The organism is Streptomyces sp. NRRL WC-3618 (assembly GCF_001280005.1).
GTDB lineage: Bacteria > Actinomycetota > Actinomycetes > Streptomycetales > Streptomycetaceae > Streptomyces.
The window spans coordinates 1-23,696 of record NZ_LGDW01000448.1 but is presented as its reverse complement, the minus strand read 5'-3'; the positions used below and the strand labels follow the sequence as shown (position 1 = coordinate 23,696).

Annotated in this window: 21 protein-coding genes; all 21 read right to left on the bottom strand. The window is 69.0% G+C overall.

Annotated features, from left to right (window positions below; translation table 11 throughout):
- Complete coding sequence (gene atpA, locus ADL01_RS30235; RefSeq protein ID WP_053745185.1) at positions 1–1,593, bottom strand: F0F1 ATP synthase subunit alpha; 1,593 nt, start codon at positions 1,591–1,593, stop codon at positions 1–3.
- A gap of 159 nt (positions 1,594–1,752) precedes the next feature.
- Complete coding sequence (locus tag ADL01_RS30230) at positions 1,753–2,568, bottom strand: F0F1 ATP synthase subunit delta (protein ID WP_053745208.1); 816 nt, start codon at positions 2,566–2,568, stop codon at positions 1,753–1,755.
- 2 nt (positions 2,569–2,570) lie between these two features.
- On the bottom strand, positions 2,571–3,128 hold the full coding sequence (locus tag ADL01_RS30225; RefSeq protein ID WP_053745184.1) for a F0F1 ATP synthase subunit B: 558 nt from the start codon (positions 3,126–3,128) through the stop codon (positions 2,571–2,573).
- Between the two features lie 38 nt (positions 3,129–3,166).
- Positions 3,167–3,403 carry a hypothetical protein gene (locus ADL01_RS30220; RefSeq protein ID WP_015657805.1) on the bottom strand — a complete coding sequence of 79 codons (237 nt, stop codon included), beginning with the start codon at positions 3,401–3,403 and terminating at the stop codon, positions 3,167–3,169.
- Between the two features lie 74 nt (positions 3,404–3,477).
- A complete protein-coding gene (gene atpB, locus ADL01_RS30215) occupies positions 3,478–4,248 on the bottom strand; it encodes a F0F1 ATP synthase subunit A (RefSeq protein WP_053745207.1) in 771 nt (256 codons plus the stop codon).
- Between the two features lie 273 nt (positions 4,249–4,521).
- Positions 4,522–4,959, bottom strand: a complete 438-nt coding sequence (locus ADL01_RS30210) for a hypothetical protein (RefSeq protein ID WP_053745183.1) — start codon at positions 4,957–4,959, stop codon at positions 4,522–4,524.
- Between the two features lie 311 nt (positions 4,960–5,270).
- Positions 5,271–6,596, bottom strand: a complete 1,326-nt coding sequence (locus tag ADL01_RS30205; protein WP_053745182.1) for an MraY family glycosyltransferase — start codon at positions 6,594–6,596, stop codon at positions 5,271–5,273.
- Positions 6,597–6,722: 126 nt separating this feature from the next.
- Positions 6,723–7,976, bottom strand: coding sequence for a serine hydroxymethyltransferase (gene glyA / locus ADL01_RS30200; protein WP_053745181.1), 1,254 nt, complete (start codon positions 7,974–7,976; stop codon positions 6,723–6,725).
- A gap of 161 nt (positions 7,977–8,137) precedes the next feature.
- On the bottom strand, positions 8,138–8,818 hold the full coding sequence (locus ADL01_RS30195; protein WP_053745180.1) for a low molecular weight phosphatase family protein: 681 nt from the start codon (positions 8,816–8,818) through the stop codon (positions 8,138–8,140).
- The gene (locus ADL01_RS30190; RefSeq protein WP_053745179.1) at positions 8,815–9,462 is read right to left on the bottom strand and encodes an L-threonylcarbamoyladenylate synthase; all 648 of its coding nucleotides are present in this window, start codon (positions 9,460–9,462) and stop codon (positions 8,815–8,817) included. Before ADL01_RS30190 ends, ADL01_RS30195 begins: the two co-directional genes overlap by 4 nt.
- Before the next feature lie 53 nt (positions 9,463–9,515).
- Entirely contained in the window at positions 9,516–10,355 is an 840-nt protein-coding gene (gene prmC / locus ADL01_RS30185; RefSeq protein WP_053745178.1) for a peptide chain release factor N(5)-glutamine methyltransferase, read from the bottom strand.
- 97 nt (positions 10,356–10,452) lie between these two features.
- Positions 10,453–11,529, bottom strand: coding sequence for a peptide chain release factor 1 (gene prfA, locus ADL01_RS30180; RefSeq protein WP_053745177.1), 1,077 nt, complete (start codon positions 11,527–11,529; stop codon positions 10,453–10,455).
- 111 nt (positions 11,530–11,640) lie between these two features.
- On the bottom strand, positions 11,641–11,865 hold the full coding sequence (gene rpmE, locus ADL01_RS30175) for a 50S ribosomal protein L31 (RefSeq protein WP_006381676.1): 225 nt from the start codon (positions 11,863–11,865) through the stop codon (positions 11,641–11,643).
- Positions 11,866–12,102: 237 nt separating this feature from the next.
- The gene (locus ADL01_RS30170; RefSeq protein WP_053745176.1) at positions 12,103–13,200 is read right to left on the bottom strand and encodes an LCP family protein; all 1,098 of its coding nucleotides are present in this window, start codon (positions 13,198–13,200) and stop codon (positions 12,103–12,105) included.
- A 168-nt stretch (positions 13,201–13,368) separates the two neighbouring features.
- On the bottom strand, positions 13,369–15,159 hold the full coding sequence (locus ADL01_RS30165; RefSeq protein WP_053745175.1) for a trypsin-like serine protease: 1,791 nt from the start codon (positions 15,157–15,159) through the stop codon (positions 13,369–13,371).
- Positions 15,160–15,329: 170 nt separating this feature from the next.
- Positions 15,330–17,441, bottom strand: a complete 2,112-nt coding sequence (gene rho / locus ADL01_RS30160) for a transcription termination factor Rho (RefSeq protein ID WP_053745174.1) — start codon at positions 17,439–17,441, stop codon at positions 15,330–15,332.
- A gap of 629 nt (positions 17,442–18,070) precedes the next feature.
- The gene (gene thrB, locus ADL01_RS30155) at positions 18,071–19,000 is read right to left on the bottom strand and encodes a homoserine kinase (RefSeq protein WP_053745173.1); all 930 of its coding nucleotides are present in this window, start codon (positions 18,998–19,000) and stop codon (positions 18,071–18,073) included.
- Positions 19,001–19,299: 299 nt separating this feature from the next.
- On the bottom strand, positions 19,300–20,358 hold the full coding sequence (gene thrC, locus ADL01_RS30150; RefSeq protein ID WP_053745172.1) for a threonine synthase: 1,059 nt from the start codon (positions 20,356–20,358) through the stop codon (positions 19,300–19,302).
- A 6-nt stretch (positions 20,359–20,364) separates the two neighbouring features.
- Positions 20,365–21,657 (bottom strand): homoserine dehydrogenase, encoded by a 1,293-nt coding sequence (locus ADL01_RS30145; RefSeq protein ID WP_053745171.1) that lies wholly within the window; start codon positions 21,655–21,657, stop codon positions 20,365–20,367.
- 148 nt (positions 21,658–21,805) lie between these two features.
- The gene (lysA, locus tag ADL01_RS30140) at positions 21,806–23,197 is read right to left on the bottom strand and encodes a diaminopimelate decarboxylase (RefSeq protein ID WP_053745170.1); all 1,392 of its coding nucleotides are present in this window, start codon (positions 23,195–23,197) and stop codon (positions 21,806–21,808) included.
- Between the two features lie 21 nt (positions 23,198–23,218).
- The coding region (locus tag ADL01_RS30135; RefSeq protein WP_267889947.1) for a DALR anticodon-binding domain-containing protein at positions 23,219–23,696 on the bottom strand (478 nt) is incomplete at its 5' end.

Below are 23,696 nucleotides of genomic sequence, written 5' to 3'. Positions count from 1 at the left end.
TCACTTGCCCGCAGCGGCAGGGGTGTCCTCGCCGAGCAGCTTGCCGTCCGACGTCTCGAACTGCTTCTTGAACTCCGCGACAGCGTCGCCGATGGCGGTGATGGTGTCGTCCGACATCTTGGCGCCCTCCTTGATGGAGGTCATGAGGCCCTGCTCCTTGCGGTGCAGGTACTCCAGGAGCTCCTTCTCGAAGCGACGGATGTCGGCGACCGGTACCTCGTCCATACGGCCGGTGGTGCCGGTCCAGATGGAGACGACCTGGTCCTCGGTGGCCATCGGCTCGTACTGAGCCTGCTTGAGCAGCTCGACCAGTCGCTGACCGCGCTCCAGCTGCGACTTCGACGCGGCGTCCAGGTCGGAACCGAAGGCGGCGAACGCCTCCAGCTCACGGTACTGGGCAAGGTCGAGGCGGAGACGGCCGGACACCTGGCGCATGGCCTTGTGCTGAGCCGAACCACCGACGCGGGAGACGGAGATACCGACGTTCAGCGCGGGGCGCTGACCGGCGTTGAACAGGTCCGACTCCAGGAAGCACTGGCCGTCGGTGATGGAGATGACGTTGGTCGGGATGAACGCCGAGACGTCGTTGGCCTTGGTCTCGACGATCGGCAGACCGGTCATCGAGCCCGCGCCCAGCTCGTCGGAGAGCTTCGCGCAGCGCTCCAGGAGACGGGAGTGCAAGTAGAAGACGTCACCGGGGTAGGCCTCGCGCCCCGGCGGGCGGCGCAGCAGCAGGGACACGGCGCGGTAGGCGTCGGCCTGCTTCGAGAGGTCGTCGAAGATGATGAGGACGTGCTTGCCCTCGTACATCCACTGCTGACCGATGGCCGAACCGGTGTACGGCGCCAGGTACTTGAAGCCGGCCGGGTCGGACGCCGGGGCGGCGACGATGGTCGTGTACTCCAGCGCGCCGGCCTCTTCGAGGGCGCCACGCACAGAGGCGATGGTCGAGCCCTTCTGGCCGATGGCGACGTAGACGCAGCGGACCTGCTTCTTCACGTCGCCGGAGCGCCAGTTGTCACGCTGGTTGATGATCGTGTCGACGGCCAGCGCGGTCTTGCCCGTCTGACGGTCGCCGATGACCAGCTGACGCTGGCCGCGGCCGATCGGGGTCATCGCGTCGACGGCCTTGTAGCCCGTCTCCATCGGCTCGTGCACCGACTTGCGCGCCATGACGCCCGGAGCCTGCAGCTCGAGGGCGCGGCGACCGCTGGTCTCGATCTCGCCGAGGCCGTCGATCGGGTTGCCGAGCGGGTCGACGACGCGGCCGAGGTAGCCCTCGCCGACGGCCACCGACAGGACCTCGCCGGTACGGGTGACCGGCTGTCCCTCCTCGATGCCGCTGAACTCGCCGAGGATGACGGTTCCGATCTCGCGCTCTTCGAGGTTGAGCGCGAGACCGAGGGTGCCGTCCTCGAACTTCAGCAGTTCGTTGGCCATGGCCGAGGGCAGGCCCTCGACCTTCGCGATGCCGTCACCCGCGAGGGTGACCGTGCCGACCTCCTCGCGCGAGGCCGCGTCCGGCTTGTACGACTGGACAAAGGTCTCCAGCGCATCCCGGATCTCCTCCGGCCGGATCGTGAGCTCCGCCATCTGGGTTCCCTGCTCTCCTTGTTGGGCCCGAAGTTTCACTTGGGGGGATGGGGACTCCCCCCAATAAGAGGTGAATCCTCTGCACGGCCCAACCAGGGCCGTATTCAAGTACGTACTACGAGTGTTGAGTTGCTGCGTTCTGGGTGGCTGCCGGGCGAACTAGCTCGCCATACGGCGGCCGGCGTCCTCGATGCGGTCCGCGATGCTGCCGTTGATGACCTCGTCGCCGACCAGCACCCGGATCCCGCCGAGGACCTCGGGGTCCACGTCCAGGTTCAGGTGCATCTGGCGGCCGTAGAGCTTCGCGAGGGCGGCGCCGAGGCGCTGCTTCTGCGGGTCGCTCAGCGGTACCGCCGAGGTGACGACGGCGACCATGCGGTCCCGGCGCTCGGCGGCGAGCTTGGACAGGGACTCGAGTCCCGCTTCCAGGCTACGTCCCCGCGGCGCGGTCACCAGGCGCGTCACCATACGTTCGGTCGTCGCCGCGGCCCGGCCCCCGAGCAGGCTGCTCAGCAGCTCGCCCTTGGCTCCGGTGGTCGCGGCCCGGTCGGTCAGCGCGGCACGCAGCTCGGTGTTGGAGGAGACGATCCGGCTGAACCGGAACAGCTCGTCCTCGACGTTGTCGAGCGCGCCCGCCTGCTGGGCGGCCGTGAGGTCGGCGATGTCCGCCAGCTCCTCCAGCGCGTCCACCAGGTCGCGTGAACGCGACCAGCGGGAGCGGACCATGCCGGCCACCAGGTCGGTGGTGGGCCCGCCGACCTGGCTGCCGAGGAGGCGCTGGGCCAGCTCGGCCTTGGCCTCTCCGGCCTGCGCCGGGTCGGTGAGGACCCGGCGCAGGGACACCTCGCGGTGCAGCAGCGCGGTGACCGCGGCCAGCTCGTCGGACAGCTTCTTCGCGTCGGCGGACGTGGAGTCCGTCAGCGCGTCGAGGCGCTCACGTGCGGCGGCGGCAGCCTCGCGGCTGGCTCCGTGCACGCTCATCGAGTCGCCTCAGCCGTCGCGGCGGCCTCGTCGAGGCCGTCGAGGAAGCGGTCGATGACGCGGCTCTGCCGGGCGTGGTCCTCGAGGGACTCACCGACGAGCTTGCCGGCCAGTTCGGTGGCGAGCTTGCCGACGTCCTGGCGAAGCGCGGACGAGGCGGCCTTACGGTCGGCGTCGAGCTGGGCGTGACCGGCGGCGACGATCTCCTCGCGCTGCCGCTGGCCTTCCGCGCGCATCTCGGCGATGAGCGTGGCACCCTGCTCCTGCGCCTCCTGGCGCAGCCGCGCGGCCTCGTGCCGAGCCTCGGCGAGCTGTGCCTTGTACTGCTCAAGGACGCTCTGGGCCTCGACCTTCATGGCGTCGGCCTCTTCGATGCCGCCTTCGATCGCCGCGCGACGCGCCTCCAGAACCTTGTTGATGTTCGGAAGCAGCTTCTTCCAGAAGAAGAAGAACACGATGGCGAAGGCGATGGTGCCGACGAGCAGCTCGGGGCCGGGCGGAACGAGCGGGTTCTGCTCTTCCTCGGCCGCCAGCTGAATCAGGTTGGCGATCACATCAGTGCCTTTCGTCGATGCGTGTCAGTAAGGAGGAATTACTTACCGAACACGAACGGCATAACGATGCCGATGAGGGCGAGCGCCTCGCAGAAGGCGAAGCCGAGGATCTGGTTGGCACGGATCAGACCGGCAGCTTCGGGCTGACGGGCGAGGGCCTGGGTGCCGTTACCGAAGATGATGCCGACGCCGACGCCGGGGCCGATGGCGGCGAGGCCGTAGCCGATGGAACCGAGCGAACCGGAGACAGCGGCAAGGGTCTCAGTGGCAGCCATGCTGAATCTTCCTTCTGTTTCATGGACCGGCGGGGGTTGGCCACCGGACGCTTAAGGGCTTGCGGGAGGGATGCTCAGTGGTGCTCGGCGAGAGCGCCCTGAATGTACGAGCAGGCGAGGAGCACGAAGACGTACGCCTGGACCGCCTGCACGAAAAGCTCAAAGAGGATCATGACGACGGTCATCACGAAGGAGACGCCGGCCGCCGGCACCATCGCGCCGTTCAGCAGATACCAGGAGGCGACGGTGAACATGACCAGCATCAGGTGCCCGGCGAACATGTTGGCGAACAGTCGCACCGCGTGCGTGAACGGCCGGACGATCAGGTTCGAGAAGAACTCGATGACCATCACGAGCGGCAGTACCGCGCCGAGCGACTTGTCGTAGCCGGTGACGTTCTTGAAGAAGCCGACAAAGCCGTGCTTCTTGAAGGTCAGCGAAACCCAGACCACGTAGACGATGGCGGCCAGCACCATCGGGAACGCGATCACCGACGACACCGGGAACTGGGCCAGCGGAATCACGGACCAGATGTTCATGATCCAGATGAAGAAGAAGAGCGAGACCATCAGGGGGACGTACTTCTCGCCCTCCTTCTTACCGAGCGTCTCGTAGACGATGCCGCGGCGTACGAAGTCGTAACCGGCCTCGCCCACCATCTGCAGCTTGCCCGGGACCACCTTGGCCTTGCCGAAAGCAAGTGTGAAGAAGGTGATGACCAAGAGAGTGGTGATGATCGCGAGCAGCATCACCTTGTTGAACTCGAACCCTCCGACCGTGGCGATCGGCTGGAAGAGGAACGAGTGCAGGCCCGGTGCCGGGAAGCCGCAGCCGTTGTCGGACATGATCCGACAGTTCCACTCAAAGGCGAGCTGGGTCTGGTCAGCACTCACCACGGGCTCCTTCGGCGTGACGCATGGGTACGGCAACCTCGTTGTGTCGGCGCGGCACACAGCCGCTGGTCGGCACTGGACTGGTGAAACGAATGTGGGGGCGGCTTTGGGGCATCAAGCCTCGCGATTGAGCAGGCGTCAGCTCAGATGCCCGCGCCCGCGATGCCGCAGTTGGCACCGGACGATAGCAGGAGAACCCAACTGCCTTTATCCCGGCCCTACCCCTCACGACGGCGACCCGGACTTCTCGGACTTCCCAGTCGTCGACGTCTCCGGATCGATGTAGAAGATCTTGGCCTTCATGTGCGCACGAGCCTGCGCCGCCATCCATACGACAGTCGACACGACAAGACCGACCGCGAAGGCCCTCGGATTGAAGGCGGTGGTGTCTTTGAACAGGCCCGCGAAGATCAGCAACAGCAACAGCTGGGCGACATAGAGCATCAGCCCCATGGCCTGGAACAAGTGCGGGAGCGTTTTTGCCGTCCACTGCAACACGTACAGCCCGATACCCATGAAGAGAATCGCGAGGACCGTGCCGACCGCGGCGCCGACAGCACCCTTGCCACCGGCGACCCCGGCGCTGACGGCGATGACAATCGCGCCGACAGCGGCTGTGGGGACAGCGGTCTGCAAGAGGTTCCGGACGTCATTGGACGGCATGGCGGCAACTCCGCTTTCGCAGGGGGCGTGGGGTGTCGTCATGGACGAGCGTAGTCCTGGACAGAGAGTGGATTCCTCACACCAATGAACCGTCGCACTACGGTCCTTCGGCTCTGTCCTGGGTTCTCGTGAACCGTATCACAAACTATTTGATGAGGTCTTTACCTCGAAGGTGTGCTCGGTGTCACACATGAGAATGAACCTGCACGTCTGTGCAGAATCAGCGCCCACTTGTCTGGTATTAGGGCGCTTTACCCCCTATACACTCTCTCTCTTTCAAGCAAAGCGTTAGTCAGATTCTTACCTTGCGGTCAGCGCGACGACCCGGCCTTACGCCGGTCCAGGCGCCGCGAACGGGCGCTGAGCGCGGTCGCCCCGTTGACACCCGCGACCCCGGCCCGCACCGGAGCGCGGTGGTCCGCCGGCACCGACGGCACGGACGCGGCCGGCGCCGTCGCCTCCGCCGTCCGGCTCCGCCGATAGCGCGGCGGCACGAAGTTCTCGGCCCAGCGCGGGATACGCGGCGTGAAGCGCGGCAGCAGCAGGAGCACGAGTCCGATAGCGCTCAGCGCCACCACGCTCAGGACGATCCACATGGACGCGTTGTTGACCGAGTACGACAGGGCACCGAACCCGATGAGCGCCGACCAGAAGTACATGATCAGGACGGCCCTGCTGTGCGAGTGCCCGACCTCCAGCAACCGGTGGTGCAGATGCCCACGGTCGGCCGCGAACGGCGACTGTCCGCGCCAGGTGCGCCGCACGATGGCCAGCACCAGGTCGGCGGCCGGGATCGCGATGATGGTGAGCGGCATCAGCAGCGGGATGTAGACCGGCACCATCTGGTGCACGGTGTTGCGCTCGGACCCGGAGAACAGGTTCATCGCGTCCGGGTCCATCTGCCCGGTGATGGAGATCGCGCCGGCGGCCAGCACCAGCCCGATGAGCATCGACCCGGAGTCACCCATGAAGATGCGGGCGGGGTGCATGTTGTGCGGCAGGAAACCGAGGCACATGCCCATCAGGATCACGGCGAACAGGGTGGCCGGGGCGGCGGCCTCGATGCCGTACGAGACCCAGATCCGGTAGGCGTAGAGGAAGAACGCCGCCGACGCGATGCACACCATGCCGGCCGCGAGGCCGTCCAGGCCGTCGACGAAGTTCACCGCGTTGATGGTGATCACGACCAGCGCCACCGTCAGCAGGGTGCCCTGCCACTGGGTCAGCGCGACGTTGCCCACGGACGGGATCGGCAGCCACAGGATCGTCAGACCCTGCATGACCATGACGCCGGCGGCGATCATCTGCCCGCCGAGCTTGATCAGGGCGTCGATCTCGAACTTGTCGTCCAGCACGCCGATCAGCCAGATCAGGGCGGCACCGGAAAGCAGCGCCCTGGGCTCGTTCGACTTGCTGAACACCTCGTGCAGGTTGGTGAGATGGTCGGCGACCAGCAGTCCGGCGCACAGCCCGAAGAACATCGCGATCCCGCCGAGCCGCGGAGTGGGTTCCCGGTGCACGTCACGGGCCCTGATCTCCGGCATGGCTCCGGCCACGATCGCGAACTTCCGTACCGGCCCTGTCAGCAGATACGTCACCGCGGCCGTGATGCAGAGCGTCAGCAGGTATTCACGCACGGGCTTCCCCACAGGTCTCGCTGGTCATCCAGGCCCCACACCCTAGCGAGGGACGCATAAGGATGGGGACTTCCGGGTAGCGACGATGGTTGCACGTGCGGCGGTGCACGAGTTGACGACTACCCCTCACCGGCCGGGATACGGCGGAAATCTACCGGCGAGCTCCCGCACTTCTTCACGCGCCCCACCGCTCTCGACAGTCCCACGGAGCACACTCGCGAACAGCACGGCGATCCGCGCCATCTCGGCCTCGCCCATCCCCTGGGTGGTCAGCGCCGCCGTCCCGAGTCGCAGCCCGCGCGCCTGTCCGTGGGGCAGCGCACAGCAGTCCAGCACCATTCCCGCCGCGGAAAGCAGCCCTCGCGCGCTGCGTCCGTCCACTCCGAGCGGCGCCGGATCGGCGGTGATGAGATGGGTGTCGGTGCCGCCCGTGGTGACGGCCAGCCCCTCGGCGGCCAGGCCCGCCGCCAGCACCCGGGCGTTGGCGACCACCTGATGGGCGTACGCCGTGAAGGCCGGTGTCGCCGCCTCGCCGAAGGCGACGGCCTTGGCGGCGATCGTGTGCATCTGCGCGCCCCCTTGCGTGAACGGGAAAACCGCCCGGTCGACCCGTTCCGCGAGCTCCGCCCCGCACAGCAGCATCCCGCCGCGCGGTCCGCGCAGCACCTTGTGGGTGGTGGCGCAGACGACGTCGGCGTACGGCACGGGACTGGGCGCCGCTCCCCCGGCGACGAGCCCGATGGGATGGGCGGCGCCCGCGATCAGGTAGGCGCCCGACTCGTCGGCGATCTCGCGGAAGGCGGCGTAGTCGATGTGCCGGGGATAGGCGATGGACCCGCAGACGATGGCCTTGGGGCGATGCGTACGGGCGAGGGCGCGCACCTGCTCGTAGTCGATGAGCCCGCTCTCCGCGTCCACCCCGTAGGGGACGAACTCGAACCAGCGCCCGGAGAAGTTGGCGGGCGACCCGTGGGTGAGATGGCCGCCGTAAGGCAGGCCGAGGGCGAGGACGGTGTCACCGGGGCGCAGGAGGGCGGCGTAGGCGGCCAGTACGGCCGAAGACCCCGAGTGGGACTGGACGTTGGCGTGGTCGGCGCCGAACAGCGCCCTGGCCCGATCCACCGCGATCCGCTCGGCGACGTCGACGATCTCGCAGCCGCCGTGGTGGCGGGCGCCGGGATATCCCTCGGCGTACTTGTTGGCGAGCGGTGAGCCGAGCGCGGCCAGCACGGCGGGCGAGGTGAAGTTCTCGGCGGCGATCAGCTGGAGCGTCGTCGACTGCCGTTGGGTCTCCCCGAGCAGCACCTCGGCGAGCTCGGGGTCCTGCCGGCGCAGGACGTCGACGGCGGCATCGCTCTCGAGGGCAGGTACGACCGACATGGCGAACTCCGGACGTCGACGATGACGTACGTCCAATGTATGCCGCGGCACCCTGATGGGGCGCGTCAGCGCCCATCAGGGGCGCGGGGAACTGCGCGACCAGCCACGACGCGCCCGCAGTCGCGCGACGACACATCGAGGCAGGACAGTGGGCGCGGCGCTCAGGCCTTCGCGGGCACTCCGGTCAGCGCCGTCACCACCGGATCCAGCGCGAGCTGTATCTCGTCCCCGATCGACCGGAAGAACGTCAGGGGCGCCCCGTACGGGTCGTACACCTCGTCCGCCTCCGCCGTGGGCGCGAGAAGCCACCCGCGTAGAGCCGCCGCGGCGCGGACCAGGGCACGGGCCCGTTCGATCATGCCGTCGTCCAGCGGGGGCAGGGTCGCCGGGTCGATCGCCTTCACCAGGCGGGTGAACTCCTTCAGGGTGAAGGTGCGCAGGCCCGCCGAGTGGCCCATGGAGATGACCTGCGCGCGGTGGTCCCGCGTGGCCGTCAGCACCAGGTCCGCCCGGATGACGTGCTCGTCGAGCAGTTCCCGCCCCGTGAAACCGGAGGGGTCCGCGCCGAACTCCGCGAGGACGGCCTCCGCGTTGGCCTCCATGGGCGCGCCCTCGTGGCCCCACGTCCCGGCGCTCTCCACGATCAGGCCGCCCCACAGCGGGTCGCCGAGCCGGTCCGCGAGGGCATGCCGGGTCAGCCGCTCGGTGATCGGTGAGCGGCAGACGTTGCCGGTGCTGACATAGAGGATGCGGAAGGCGTCCCGCGAGGCCCCGTTCCAGTGCTGAGCCCCCGTGACCCCCGTGCGCGGGCCTATGCCACGCCCCGCGTCAGGGGCTGTCAATTCGCCACCTCGAGGTCGGGGACCACCTTGCGCAGCTCGTCGGCCGAGAGCGCGCCCGCGCGCAGCAGGACCGGCACCTTGCCCGTGACGTCGACGATCGACGAGGGGACGATTCCGGGCGTGGGGCCGCCGTCCAGGTAGACGGAGACGGAGTCGCCGAGCATCTCCTGGGCGGCGTCGCAGTCCTCGGGGGCCGGGTGGCCGGTCAGGTTGGCGGAGGAGACCGCCATGGGGCCGACCTCGGTCAGCAGCTCGATGGCGACCGGGTGCAGCGGCATGCGCACGGCGACCGTGCCACGGGTGTCCCCGAGGTCCCACTGGAGGGACGGCTGGTGCTTGGCGACGAGGGTGAGGGCGCCGGGCCAGAAGGCGTCGACGAGCTCCCAGGCCATCTCGGAGAAGTCCGTGACGAGGCCGTGCAGGGTGTTCGGGGAACCGATCAGGACGGGCGTGGGCATGCCACGGCCGCGGCCCTTCGCCTCCAGCAGGTCGTTGACGGCCTCGGAGGAGAACGCGTCGGCGCCGATGCCGTAGACCGTGTCGGTCGGGAGGACCACCAGCTCGCCGCGTCGGACGGCGGACGCGGCCTCGCGCAGACCGGTCGTGCGGTCGGTCGCGTCGTTGGTGTCGTATCGCCGAGCCATTTAGCGGGCCTCCTCGTACACGTACTGCTGGGGGTAGAGAGTCTGGGTGTCGCTCACGGCGTGGCCCTGCGGGCGGTCGCGAAGCGCGGGCGGTTGTTGAGGTCCGGGTGGTCGGCCGCGTCGGCCCAGCCCCGTTCCTCGGTGAAGATCCACGGCACCTGGCCGCCCTGGGTGTCCGCGTGCTCGACGACGACGACGCCGCCGGGGCGCAGCAGACGGTGGGCGGTGCGTTCCAGGCCCCGGATGAGGTCGAGGCCGTCCTCGCCCGAGAACAGGGCGAGTTCGGGATCGTGGTCCCGGGCCTCGGGGGCGACGTACTCCCACTCGGTGAGCGGGATGTACGGCGGGTTGGAGATGACCAGGTCGACCTGGCCGTCGAGGTCCGGGAAGGCGTCCAGGGCGTTGCCCTGCCGCAGGTCGACCCTGGACCCCTCCATGTTCTTGCGGGTCCACGCCAGGGCGTCCTCGGACAGTTCCACGGCGTGCACCCGGGAGCGCGGGACCTCCTGGGCGAGGGCGAGCGCGATCGCGCCGGATCCGGTGCACAGGTCGACGATCAGCGGCTCGACGACGTCCATCGCGCGGACGGCGTCTATGGCCCAGCCGACGACCGACTCGGTCTCGGGCCGGGGCACGAACACGCCTGGCCCGACCTGGAGTTCCAGGTAGCGGAAGAAGGCGCGCCCGGTGATGTGCTGGAGCGGCTCGCGGGCCTCACGGCGGGCGATGACCTCCCAGTACCGGGCGTCGAAGTCCACGTCCTTGACGGTGTGCAGCGTGCCGCGCTTCACGCCGTGCACGAACGCGGCGAGTTCCTCCGCGTCGTTGCGCGGCGAGGGCACGCCCGCGTCGGCGAGCCGCTGGGTGGCCTGGGCCACCTCCGCGAGCAGCAAGCTGCGGGGGCTCGGGGGCCGTCCCCCAATGTTCTGCTGCACGCTGATCCTCCGGTACTCGTGACTCGTACGGGGCTCGACTGGGCTCGTACGGGGGTTACGCCGCCGCGAGCTTCGCCGCGGAGTCCGCGTCGACACAGGCCTGGATGACGGCGTCGAGGTCGCCGTCCAGCACCTGGTCGAGGTTGTAGGCCTTGAAGCCGACGCGGTGGTCCGAGAGGCGATTCTCCGGGAAGTTGTACGTACGGATCTTCTCGGAGCGGTCGACGGTGCGGACCTGGCTGCGGCGGGCGTCGGCGGCCTCCCTCTCCGCTTCCTCCACGGCTGCCGCGAGGAGCCTGGAGCGCAGGATACGCATCGCCTGCTCCTTGTTCTGCAGCTGGCTCTTCTCGTTCTGGCAGGAGGCGACGACTCCGGTGGGAACGTGGGTGATACGCACCGCGGAGTCGGTCGTGTTGACGGACTGGCCGCCGGGACCGGACGAGCGGTACACGTCGATGCGCAGGTCGTTCGGGTTGATCTCCACGTCGACCTCCTCGGCCTCGGGGGTGACCAGGACACCGGCCGCGGAGGTGTGGATACGGCCCTGGGACTCGGTCGCGGGCACGCGCTGTACACGGTGCACCCCGCCCTCGTACTTCAGACGGGCCCAGACGCCCTGGCCGGGCTCGGTGGCACCGTTCCCGCCCTTGGTCTTCACGGCGACCTGGACGTCCTTGTAGCCGCCCAGCTCGGACTCGGTGGCGTCGATGATCTCGGTCTTCCAGCCGACGCGCTCGGCGTACCGGAGGTACATGCGCAGGAGGTCACCGGCGAACAGGGCGGACTCGTCGCCGCCGGCGCCGGCCTTGACCTCCAGGATGACGTCCTTGTCGTCGTTGGGGTCACGCGGAACGAGCAGCAGGCGCAGCTTGTCGGTGAGCTCCTCGCGCTGCTTCTCCAGTTCCTTGACCTCGGCGGCGAAGTCGGGGTCGTCGAGGGCGAACTCCTTCGCCGTGCCGATGTCGTCCCCGGTCTGCTTCCAGGAGCGGTAGGTCCCGACGATCGGGGTCAGCTCGGCGTAGCGCTTGTTGAGCTTGCGCGCGTTGGCCTGGTCGGCGTGCACCGACGGGTCGGCGAGCTTCTTCTCCAGGTCGGCGTGCTCGGTGAGCAGGTCCTCGACGGCCTCGAACATGGGGGCTCCTGAAAACGTCTGTACGTTCTGTACGTGGGGGAAGCAGGACGACCAAAAACGCCGGTCCAGGTACGCCCCGGAGGGCGACCGTGGACCGGCGCTGGTGCCTCGCTACTTCTTGGAGCCGGCAGCGGCCTTGCCGAAGCGGGCCTCGAAGCGGGCCACGCGGCCACCGGTGTCGAGGATCTTCTGCTTGCCCGTGTAGAACGGGTGGCACTCGGAGCAGACCTCGGCGCGGATGTTGCCGCTCGTGATCGTGCTGCGGGTGGTGAACGACGCGCCACAGGTGCAGCTGACCTGCGTCTCGACGTACTCGGGGTGGACTTCGCGCTTCAAGGGATTCTCCTAGTTTCGGGAGGGCGCCGGGTCGCTGCCGCAGGGTGCGGTGGCGTGAACCGGGGCCGACGTACCAGTCTGCCAGCACTGGACGCATCCCCCAAAACCGGGGGCGGGGGTTGGATATTCCCGGAGGGGTGGTGGGGGGTGTTCGGGGGCGGGTGCGGGTGCGTGGGGGCCGTTCGCGCAGTTCCCCGCGCCCCTGAAAAAAAGCAGGGGGCTTCGCCCCTGCTTTTTTCAGCCCACCACGCCTGCGGCGTCGCCCCTTGCCATGCCCTGCGTCGCTGCTGCCGGGATGGAGTGGTCCGCCTTCAGGGCGTTCCAGGCCAGGCGCGCCCTGGGCTTGTCGATCACCACTCTGTTGTGGTTGGCCGGGTCGTACTCGACCGGCATGGTGATCATGGTCATGTGGTCGGAGCTGATGCTCTTGAGGCCGGTCGCGAAGGACGTCAGGGAGGGGACCGAGCCGAGGTCGGAGTCGGTCGTGACGGCCTTGGTGGCCGTGTCCGCCAGGTCGAAGAGCTTCTTGGGGTTCGTCAGGACGCCCACGTGCTTGACCTGGTCGACCAGGGCCCTGACGAACGCCTGCTGGAGCTGGATGCGGCCCAGGTCGGAGCCGTCGCCGACGCCGTGGCGGGTGCGGACCAGGCCGAGGGCCTGCGCGCCGTTGAGGCGGTGGGTGCCTGCCTTCAGGTTCAGATGGCTGCGGGAGTCCCTGATGTCCTTCGTCGTGGTGATCTCGACGCCACCGAGCTCGTCGACGAGTTTGCGGAAGCCGGTGAAGTCGACCTCGAGGTAGTGGTCCATCCGGATCCCGGTGAGCGACTCGACGGTCTTCACCGCGCAGACGGCGCCCCCCATGGCGTACGCGGAGTTGAACATCACGCCGGAGGCCGCTTCGTGCGTGACGCCCTTCGCGTCGGTGCACCGGGGAAGGTCGACGAGGGTGTCCCGGGGGATGGAGACCACGCTGGCCTTCTTGTGGCCCTCGTACACGTGGACGATCATCGCGGTGTCCGAGCGGGCGCTGCCGTCGTCCGTACCGCCGCCGAGCTTCCTGTTGGCGCCGGAGCGGGTGTCGGAGCCCAGCACGAGGATGTCCTCGGAGCCGTTGTCGACGTCGGTGGGGCGGTCGGTGCCGAGGACCCGGTTGAGGTCGACGCTCCTGATGTTGCCGTTGAGCTTGAAGTAGACGTAGGTGAGGCCGGTGCCGCCGAGCACGACGATGCCCGCGGCGATCCAGGCCGCGACGAGGAACGCCCTGGAGTGCCTGCCGCGGGGCGTGCGGGGGCTGCGCCTCTTCGCTGGATCAAGCGGATTGCTCTCGGCGGACATCTGCTTCCCTCGGTCTCGTCCGGTACGGAAAAAGGGTTGCACAACGCACTGTGCCCTTCGCGGGGAGCGAAGGGCACAGTGCGTGACCGAACGAGCGGGATATTCTTTGACATTCTTCCAAAAAACGCTCGGAAAATGTCTTGAGAGCCCCGTTCACCTGCGGCGAGTTCAGCTGATGATGTCGAACTGCTGGTAGTCGGTTCCGACGACCTTCGGCGTGCCGAAGATCTCACTCGTGCCCTTGCCGGTTCCCGGGTAGAGGTACAGCTTCCCGGCGGCCGTACGGGCCAGGAAGTCGGCCTTTCCGTCGCCGGTCACGTCTCCGGGGGTGATCAGGGTGTTGTAGGCGTCCCAGGTGCGCACCTTGACCCGGGCCGCGAAAGCCTGGGTGCCGGACCTGCCGTTGCCCTTGATGAGATAGCCGGCCGAGCCGGTCCTGGCGCGGGCGAGCAGGTCGGCCCTGCCGTCGCCGTCGAAGTCGCCGTGGCCGACGATCGCGTTGTACTGGTTCCAGCCGGTGGAGACCTTGGCAGGCGACCCGAAGGTGCCGTCGCCGTTGCCGGGGTAGATCCAGAGGGCGCCTCCGGAGTCGACCGAGAGGATGTCGGGCTTGTAGTCGCCGGTGACGTCGCCGGGGGTGATGATCCGGGTGCGGGTCTTCCAGTTGGCGAAGATCTGCTTCGTGGCCCAGTCTCCGGGGCTGCCGTCGGGTTTGGGCACGTAGTGCATCCAGTAGACGGCGCCCGAGGCGCTGTCGCGGATCACCAGGTCCTGGTAGTCGTCCCGGTTCAGGTCGGTCTGCAGGACGGCGTTGACGCCGTCCCAGTCGCCCCAGGACACGCTCGGTGCGAAGCTGGTCCCCTTGGAGTCCCTCTCGTAGCCGACCTTGGTGGAGGCGCGGCGCAGCCACAGGTCGGCGAGCTGGTCACCACTGAGGTTGGCGTCCTCGACGCGCGGGTACACGGCGCCGACGTATGAGGTGACCTTGGAGAAGACGCTGTAGGCACCCTTCTTCACGCAGTCCGACACACCCCACGAGACAACGCCCACGACCTTGCCGCTGACCACCAGCGGGCCGCCGGAGTCACCCTGGCAGGTCGCGGTGGTACCGGTGTCGCTGCCGGTGGCGGGGTTGCCCGCGCACACCATGTGTCCCCTGACGAAGCCGCTGCCGTACGCGGTCGTGCAGGTGGCGTCGGACTGGATGGGCAGCGTGGCCGTCTTCAGCGTCTGGGAGACGGCCTGGCTGGTGGAACTGGTGCGCCCCCAGCCGTAGACCCTGGCGTTGGTGAGCGCCTTGTAGGAGGTGGTGTCACCCGACGTCGTCATCCGGATCGGCGCGGCCTTGACCGGCTGATCGAGCGTCAGGACGGCGATGTCGTTGTCGAACGTCGCCGCGTTGTACGACGGGTTGTTCCACTGGCGCCAGACGGCGGTCTTGGTGCCGTCCGTCGTCCCGCCGGCGTCCGGCAGCGCCGCCGTGCCGGTGACCACGGTGCCGTTGGCCTTCCAGTTGTAGCCCTTGACGCAGTGCGCGGCGGTGAGGATCTTCGTCGGCGCGATGACGCTGCCGCCGCAGAAGAAGCTGACGTCGTCACCGGTCGCGGCGGTGCCCTTGCCGTCGTGGTACCAGAGTTGAGCCATGAACGGAGCCGAGGAGGTGGTGGTCGTCGAACCACCGATGATCTTCGCTTGCTTGGTTCCGCCCGTGGTGCCCGCAGTGACCGCCGGCTCCCTGGCGGCAGGACCGCTGTCACCGGTGGCCGCGTCCGCGACGCGCTTGTCCAACTCGGCGGCGCTCGGGCCGCTGCGGCTCGGGGTGACGGCGGGTTTCGGCAGGACGGTGGCGGCGCTCGCGGAGGACATCATCAGCGCGCCCGTGACCGCGGTGGCGAGCCCGACGGCGACCACGGGACCGGCGATCCGCACACGACGTCTGTGGCGGCCCTCACCGGACATGGATATACCCACTCAAGTCCCCCCTAGGGATTGTCAGTTCGGGCACACCGTAGGAATCAGCCCGAAGAGCGCGATCGTACACTTGCCCCAATCACCGCAAAGGGCCACCCCCTGACCGGGGATGGCCCTTTGCGGACTGTCTGTCGACGCCTGTCGACGTCTGTCGACCGTCAGTCGTTGTTGCTGTTGTTGCCCGGCGTCGTCTTCTGGATCTGGAGCAGGAACTCGGCGTTCGACTTCGTCTGCTTCATTTTGTCGAGGAGCAGCTCGATCGCCTGCTGCTGGTCGAGCGCGTGCAGCACCCGGCGCAGCTTCCAGGTGACGGCGAGCTCGTCGCTGCCGAGCAGGATCTCTTCCTTACGGGTACCGGACGCGTCGACGTCCACCGCCGGGAAGATGCGCTTGTCCGCGAGCTTGCGGTCGAGCTTGAGCTCGGCGTTGCCGGTGCCCTTGAACTCCTCGAAGATGACCTCGTCCATGCGGGACCCGGTGTCCACCAGCGCGGTGGCGAGGATGGTCAGCGAGCCGCCGTCCTCGATGTTGCGGGCCGCACCGAAGAAGCGCTTCGGCGGGTACAGGGCGGTCGAGTCGACACCACCGGACAGGATGCGGCCGGAGGCCGGGGCGGCGAGGTTGTACGCACGGCCCAGACGCGTGATCGAGTCCAGGAGTACGACGACGTCGTGACCCAGTTCCACCAGGCGCTTGGCGCGCTCGATGGCCAGCTCGGCGACCGTGGTGTGGTCCTCGGCCGGGCGGTCGAAGGTCGAGGAGATGACCTCGCCCTTCACCGACCGCTGCATGTCGGTGACCTCTTCCGGACGCTCGTCGACCAGGACGACCATCAGGTGGCACTCGGGGTTGTTGTGCGTGATCGCGTTGGCGATCGCCTGCATGATCATGGTCTTGCCGGTCTTCGGCGGGGCCACGATCAAGCCGCGCTGACCCTTACCGATCGGCGCGACGAGGTCGATGATGCGGGTGGTGAGGACGCCCGGGTCCGTCTCCAGACGGAGGCGGTCCTGCGGGTAGAGCGGGGTCAGCTTGTTGAACTCGGGGCGCCCGCGGCCGGAGTCGGGGGCCATGCCGTTGGTCGAGTCCAGACGGACCAGCGCGTTGAACTTCTCGCGGCGCTCGCCGTCCTTCGGCTGACGGACCGCGCCGGTGACGTGGTCACCCTTGCGCAGGCCGTTCTTGCGGACCTGGGCGAGGGAGACGTACACGTCGTTGGGGCCCGGCAGGTAGCCCGACGTACGGATGAAGGCGTAGTTGTCGAGGATGTCCAGGATGCCCGCGACGGGGATGAGGACGTCGTCGTCGGCGACCTGCGGCTCGTTCGGGCCGAACTCCTCGCGCCCGCGACGGCCACGGCGGTCCCGGTAGCGCCCGCGACGGCCACGGCGTCCGCCGTCGAAGTCGTCGTCATCCTGCGGCCCGTTGTCCCGCGGCGCGTTGTCGCGCGGACCGGTGTCCCGCTGCTGGCGGTCCTGACGGTCCTGGCGCTCGGGACGGTCCTGGCGGTCCTGTCGGCCGCCGCCCTGCTGCTGGCCCTGCTGGGGGCCGCGCTGCGGGGTGCCGCCCTGCTGCTCGTCGGTCTTGTTGCCCCGGCGGTCGCGGTCCCGGCCGCGGTCGCTGCGCTCCCGGCGGTCCCGGCGGCCCTGGCGGCCGTCCGCGTCACCGGTGTCGGTCTGCGTCTGCGCGACCGACGCCTCGGCCTTCGGCTCGCTCTTCGCCTCGGCGGCAATCGTCTCCGGGGCGCCGGCCTCGGCGGTGGCGCGGCGCCGGCGGCGCTCGGCCGGGGCGTCGTCTCCCCCACGCTCGGCTTCGCTCGCGCGGGAGGGGCCGCCAGCGGGCTGACCGGGGATCTCGATCTGCTGCTGGGCCACGGCCTTCTCGGCGGGCGCCTCGGCGACCTGTACGGCAGCCTTCTTCTCGGCGGCGGGCGCGGTGTCCTCACCCGTACGGGCCTTGGAGGTGGCGCGGCGCCGGGGCTTGGTCTCGGCGGCCTCCCCGGCGGGGGCGGCGGACGCGGCCTTGGGGGTTCCTCCCCCGGCCTGCGCCTCCTTGATGACCTCGATCAGCTGGCTCTTGCGCATCCGCGCAGTGCCCTTGATGCCGAGGCCGGATGCGACCTGCTGCAGCTCGGCCAGCACCATGCCGTCGAGGCCGGTACCGCGGCGCCGCCGGGAGCCGGCACCCGTGGCAGGCGCGGAGGCGTCCGTGGAGGGCGCGGCAGCGGTCTCCTCGACACGTGCGCCCATCAGATCGGTGGTGTCGCTCACGAAGGGTCCTTCCCTGGAGCGGACGTCGGCCTGTCTGGCACGGCGACCGGTTGTGCTGTCCGACTTCGGTCCTTCATGAGTGGACCGTGCCGGGGCGGTGGTCCGCCGAAAGTGGCGGAAGAGGTTTCTGGTGATGGCGCTTCCCAAAGCCATGACACTGAATGTCCGTGTCAGGCGGCTTGGTCACACCGGTTCCGGAGCGTGCCCTGAATGCCGCTCAGCGCCTGCACACGACAAATGGATCGCCGCATGAAACACAGAGTGGCTTGGGAGGCTCCCGGAAGAATGTCTGTCCCGGACGGGGACACAAAGCACCTCGCCATGGTGGGGTCGGGTGCAGACTTGAGGTTAACACTACCGGATCCAACAAACATTCCCCCTCTCCAAATCCGGCAACCGTATGTAGTTGAAAGTCACAGCGCCGCATGTCACAGCGTTTGGCCTCGCCCCGTTGATGTCGTCGCCCAGTGCCGGGGCAGGCAACGTTCGCCCCTCGAGGAGCGGCGTCCGGTGCGTCCGCTCGGCGTGCCGGCCGGAAGCCCTCGTACTGGACGTACTTGGGCTTTCGGCCGGTGCGGCGAGCGGGCGTGCCGGGCGTCGCGACGGGGCGAACGTTGCCTGCCCCGGCACTAGCTCTCTCCGGGCGCCGCGAGCGGCAGCACACTCGCCCCCCTGGCGTCGAGGCCGAGCCGGTTGGCGGCCCAGCCCTCGCCCGCCAGCCGGGACACCTTGTCGGCCGTCGCCTCGTCGGCCAGCGCGAGGACCGTGGGCCCGGCGCCGGAGATCACCGCGGGGATGCCGTCGGCCCGCAGCCGCTCCACCAGCGCCGTGCTCTCCGGCATGGCGGGGGCGCGGTACTCCTGGTGCAGCCGGTCCTCGGTGGCCGGCAGCAGCAGCTCGGGACGCCTGGTCAGGGCCTCCACGAGCAGTGCGGCGCGCCCCGCGTTGGTCGCGGCGTCGACGTGCGGGACAGTGCGCGGCAGGAGCCCACGCGCCGTCTCGGTGAGCACCGGCCTTCCGGGGACGAAAACCACCGGAACGACGGAACGGGCGGGCTCCATCCTGATCGCCCGGGCGGCGCCGGACTCCATCCAGGAAAGCGTGAACCCGCCGAGCAGACAGGCGGCGACATTGTCGGGGTGGCCCTCGATCTCGGTGGCCAGTTCGAGCAGCGCCTCGTCGTCGAGACGGCTGTCGCCGCCTATGGTGACGGCCCGCGCGGCGACGATGCCGGCGCAGATGGCGGCCGACGAGGACCCGAGTCCCCGCCCGTGCGGAATGCGGTTGGCGCACACGATCTCGAGGCCGCGCGGCTGCCCGCCCATCAGGTCGAAGGCGGTGCGCAGGGACCGTACGAGGAGGTGGTTCTCGTCGCGCGGGAGGGTCTCGCTGCCCTCGCCCGCGATGTCGATGTGCAACCCGGAGTCGGCCACCCGGACAACTACGTCGTCGTACAACCCCAGCGACAGGCCCAGGGCGTCGAAGCCCGGACCGAGATTGGCGCTGGTGGCGGGGACGCGCACCCGGACGGCGGCGGCTCGGAACGCTGGACCGGCCATCGCTCGATGACTCTCCTTGAGCTGCGATTCGTCGAAGACATTCGATGAAGGACGACATTCGACACGACACTGAAAACGGCTGAGGTCCTACGGGGGGACGCTCAGGCCGCTGAGGCAACGCGGCGCCGTGCCATATGCGGGGGCATATGCGGCGAGCGGGTTCCCCACAGCTTATCGAAGGAAGGTTCTGTGGCGACATAGGGCGCACAGGAGGCGCACGATGCGTGTCGTAAGCCCCCTGTGCACCCGTCGTAGGGAGTGGGTGGGGAGTACCCCGGTTCGGGTGCTCAGTACCCGGTCTACGCGAGTCCGAGTCGCTCGGCGGCGGTCGCGGCGTCCACGGGGACGACGACCGGCTTCGGTGCGCCCTCAGTGGCCCAGCCCGGGTCCTTCAGGCCGTTGCCGGTGACCGTGCAGACGATGGTCTGGCCCGGATCGACCTTGCCCTGCTCGGCCAGCTTCAGCAGACCGGCGACGGACGCGGCGGACGCCGGCTCGACGAAAACACCCTCCTGAGCGGCCAACAGCCGGTAGGCGCGCAGGATCTCACGGTCCGTCACCTCGTCGATGAGGCCGCCCGAGTCGTCGCGCGCGGCCAGCGCCTGCTTCCAGGAGGCCGGGTTGCCGATCCGGATCGCGGTGGCGAGCGTCGAGGGGTCCTTGACGATCTCGCCGCGCACGATGGGGGCACTGCCGGCCGCCTGGAACCCCCACATGCGCGGGGTGCGCCGGGCGATGCCGTCGGCGGCGTACTCGGTGTAGCCCTTCCAGTACGCGGTGATGTTGCCCGCGTTGCCGACCGGCAGGACGTGGATGTCGGGCGCGTCGCCGAGCATGTCGACGATCTCGAAGGCGGCCGTCTTCTGTCCCTCGATGCGCACCGGGTTGACCGAATTCACCAGCGCCACAGGGTAGTTGTCGCTCAGCGAGCGGGCGAGGGTGAGACAGTCGTCGAAGTTGCCGTCGACCTGGAGGATCTTGGCGCCGTGGACCAGCGCCTGTCCCATCTTGCCGAGGGCGATCTTGCCCTGCGGCACGAGAACGGCCGAGACCATACCCGCGCGCACGGCGTACGCGGCGGCGGAGGCGGACGTGTTGCCCGTGGAGGCACAGATGACCGCCTTCGCGCCCTCCTCCTTGGCCCGGGTGATGGCCATGGTCATTCCGCGGTCCTTGAAGGATCCGGTCGGGTTGGCGCCCTCCACCTTGAGGTGGACCTCGCAGCCCGTGCGCTCGGAGAGCACCTGCGCGGGGACGAGGGGCGTGCCGCCCTCGCGGAGCGTCACGACCGGCGTGCTGTCGGAGACGGGCAGCCGGTCCCGGTACTCCTCGATGATTCCGCGCCACTGGTGGGTCATTGCTGGTTACTCTCCTTCAACCCGCATGATGCTTGCGACACCCCGCACGGTGTCGAGCTTGCGCAACGCCTCGACGGTTCCGCCCAGGGCGGCGTCGGACGCACGATGGGTGACGACGACAAGGGAGGCTTCGCCGTCCTTGCCCGTCTGCCGAACCGTATCGATGGATACGCCGTGCTCGGCGAACACGGTGGCCACCTGGGCGAGAACGCCCGGTTTGTCGGCGACGTCGAGGCTGATGTGATAGCGAGTGACCACATCACCCATGCCCGAAACGGGCAGTGCGGCATACGCGGACTCGCCGGGACCGGTCGTCCCGCTGAGCCGGTTGCGGCATACGGCGACGAGGTCACCGAGCACGGCGGAGGCCGTCGGCGCACCGCCCGCTCCGGGCCCGTAGAACATCAGCTGACCGGAGGCGTCGGACTCGACGAACACGGCGTTGTAGGCGCCGCGCACGGAGGCGAGCGGGTGCGTCAGCGGAATCATGGCCGGATGCACACGCGCGGTGACGGACTGCCCGTCCTCGGCCCGCTCGCAGATGGCGAGCAGCTTGATGGTGCAGCCCATGTTCCTGGCGGAGGCGAAGTCGGAGGCGGTGACCTCGGTCATGCCCTCGCGGTAGACGTCGTCGAGACGCACGCGCGTGTGGAAGGCGATTCCGGCGAGGATGGCGGCCTTGGCGGCGGCGTCGAACGCCTCGACGTCGGCGGTGGGGTCGGCCTCGGCGTACCCCAGGGCGGTGGCCTCGTCGAGGGCCTCCTGATACCCGGCGCCGGTGGAGTCCATCTTGTCGAGGATGAAGTTGGTGGTGCCGTTCACGATCCCGAGCACGCGGTTCACCTTGTCGCCGGCGAGGGACTCGCGCAGCGGCCGGATCAGCGGGATGGCGCCGGCGACGGCGGCCTCGTAGTAGAGGTCCGCGTCGTGCTCCTCGGCGGCGGCGTGCAGGGCGGCGCCGTCCTGGGCGAGGAGCGCCTTGTTGGCGGAGACGACGGACGCCCCGTGCTCGAAGGCGGCGGTGATGAGGGAACGCGCCGGCTCGATACCGCCGATGACCTCGACGACCACGTCGATGTCGCCGCGTTTGACGAGGGCGGTGGCGTCCGTGGTGACGAGGGCGGGGTCGATGCCGTCACGCACCTTGGAGGGCCGCCGCACGGCGACCCCGGCGAGCTCGACGGGAGCGCCGATCCTGGCGGCGAGGTCGTCGGCGTGCGTCGTCATGATGCGCGCCACCTCTGAGCCGACAACCCCGCAGCCCAGCAGCGCCACCTTCAGCGGACGCGTACGCATCATCCGACCTCGTTTCCTCATACGTCTGGATTCGACAAGTCTCACTCACCGGACTGAAGTTTCTACCCATCGTCCGGATCGTGAGATGTTTATTTCGTTTTCCGGGCGGCGGAAGACAGGAGATCTTCCGCCGCCTTTCAGGATTCCGCCGTCATCCCACGTCAAGGCGGAGAAGATCCTCCTCGGTCTCTCGCCGGACAATCACCCGGGCCTCCCCGTCGCGCACGGCGACGACGGGCGGGCGCAGGGCGTGGTTGTAGTTGCTGGCCATGGACCGGCAGTACGCACCGGTCGCCGGCACCGCGATGAGGTCACCCGGCGCCAGGTCGGCGGGCAGGAAGGCGTCCTTGACGACGATGTCCCCGCTCTCGCAGTGCTTGCCGACGACACGGACCAGCATGGGCGCGGCCTCGGAGGTCCGGGAGACGAGAGCGACGCTGTACTCGGCGTCGTACAGCGCGGTCCGGATGTTGTCGGACATTCCCCCGTCGACAGACACGTACGTCCGCAGCCCGTCGAGGGGCTTGATCGTGCCGACCTCGTAGAGGGTGAAGGCGGTCGGCCCGACGATGGCGCGCCCGGGCTCGACGGAGATACGAGGAGTGCGCAGCTTCGCGCCCTCGCACTCACGGCTGACGATCTCGGTGAGCGCCTTGGCGATCTCGTGAGGCTCGCGGGGATCGTCGGTGCTGGTGTAGGCGATACCGAGCCCTCCCCCGAGGTCGATCTCGGGCAGCTCGACCCCGTGCTCGTCACGAATGTCCTTGAGCAGGCCGACCACGCGATGCGCGGCGACCTCGAAGCCCGACATGTCGAAGATCTGCGACCCGATGTGCGAGTGAATTCCGATGAGCTCGAGCCCGTCGAGCTGCAACGCCCGCCGCACGGCTTCGGCGGCCTGCCCGCCGGCAAGCGGAATACCGAACTTCTGGTCCTCGTGCGCGGTCGCGATGAACTCGTGCGTATGAGCCTCGACCCCGACGGTGATGCGGATCTGCACGCGCTGGCGCTTACCGAGCGACTGCGCGATGTGGGCGACGCGCACGATCTCCTGGAAGGAGTCGAGAACGATCCGCCCGACACCGGCGCGAATAGCGCTCTCGATCTCGTCGACGGACTTGTTGTTGCCGTGGAACGCGATGCGATCGGCGGGCATTCCGGCGGAAAGGGCGGTGGTGAGTTCCCCGCCTGAGCAGACATCGAGGTTGAGCCCCTCGTCGTGCAGCCACCGGACAACGGCCCGCGACAGGAACGCCTTGCCGGCGTAGAAGACATCGGCGTCGGGCCCGAAGGCGGTGCGCCAGGCACGGGCGCGCTCGCGGAAGTCGGTTTCGTCGAGGAGGTAGGCGGGGGTCCCGAACTCCTCTGCGAGCCGGGTGACCTCGACCCCTCCGACACTGACGACACCGTCGGGCGTACGGGTGACGGTCGACGCCCAGACCTTCCGGTCCAGGTGGTTGAGGTCGGCGGGCGGAGCGGAGGGGTGCCCCTCGGGCAGTACATCGGCGTGACGGGGCCCGGCGGGGTGTGCGGAACGGCTCATGACGTGCGGCTTCCTCAGTGGTCAAAGGTGTTCGGGTGCGTCGATACCGAGCAGGGACAGGCCGCCGGCCAGCACCGTCCCGGCAGCTTCGACGAGCGCGAGCCGGGCCCGGTGGGCGGCCGAGGGTTTCTCGTCGCCGAGCGGCAGCACGGTGGGAACAAAGGCGAGCGTGGCATCGGCAAGGGTGACGAGATGCCGGGCGAGCCGGTCCGGGGCGCGATGGGTGGCGGCACCGAGGAGAAGGCGGGGGTGGTCGGCGAGGGAAGCGAGAAGGGCGGCCGGTACGCCGACCTCGACGTCACCGGCGTACGCGGTGAAGCCGAGGTCGACGGCGTTGCGACCGAGGGCCCGGGTACGGGCGTAGGCGTAACGCACCCGGAACAGAGGGTTGCTCTCCCGCTGCGCCAGATGCTCGGCGCCGATACGGGGCCGGTCGTGCGGGGCGGGATGAAGCAGGGCCCAGCGGGCGGCATCGGGGCCGAGGGGGGCGGGGGGGGGG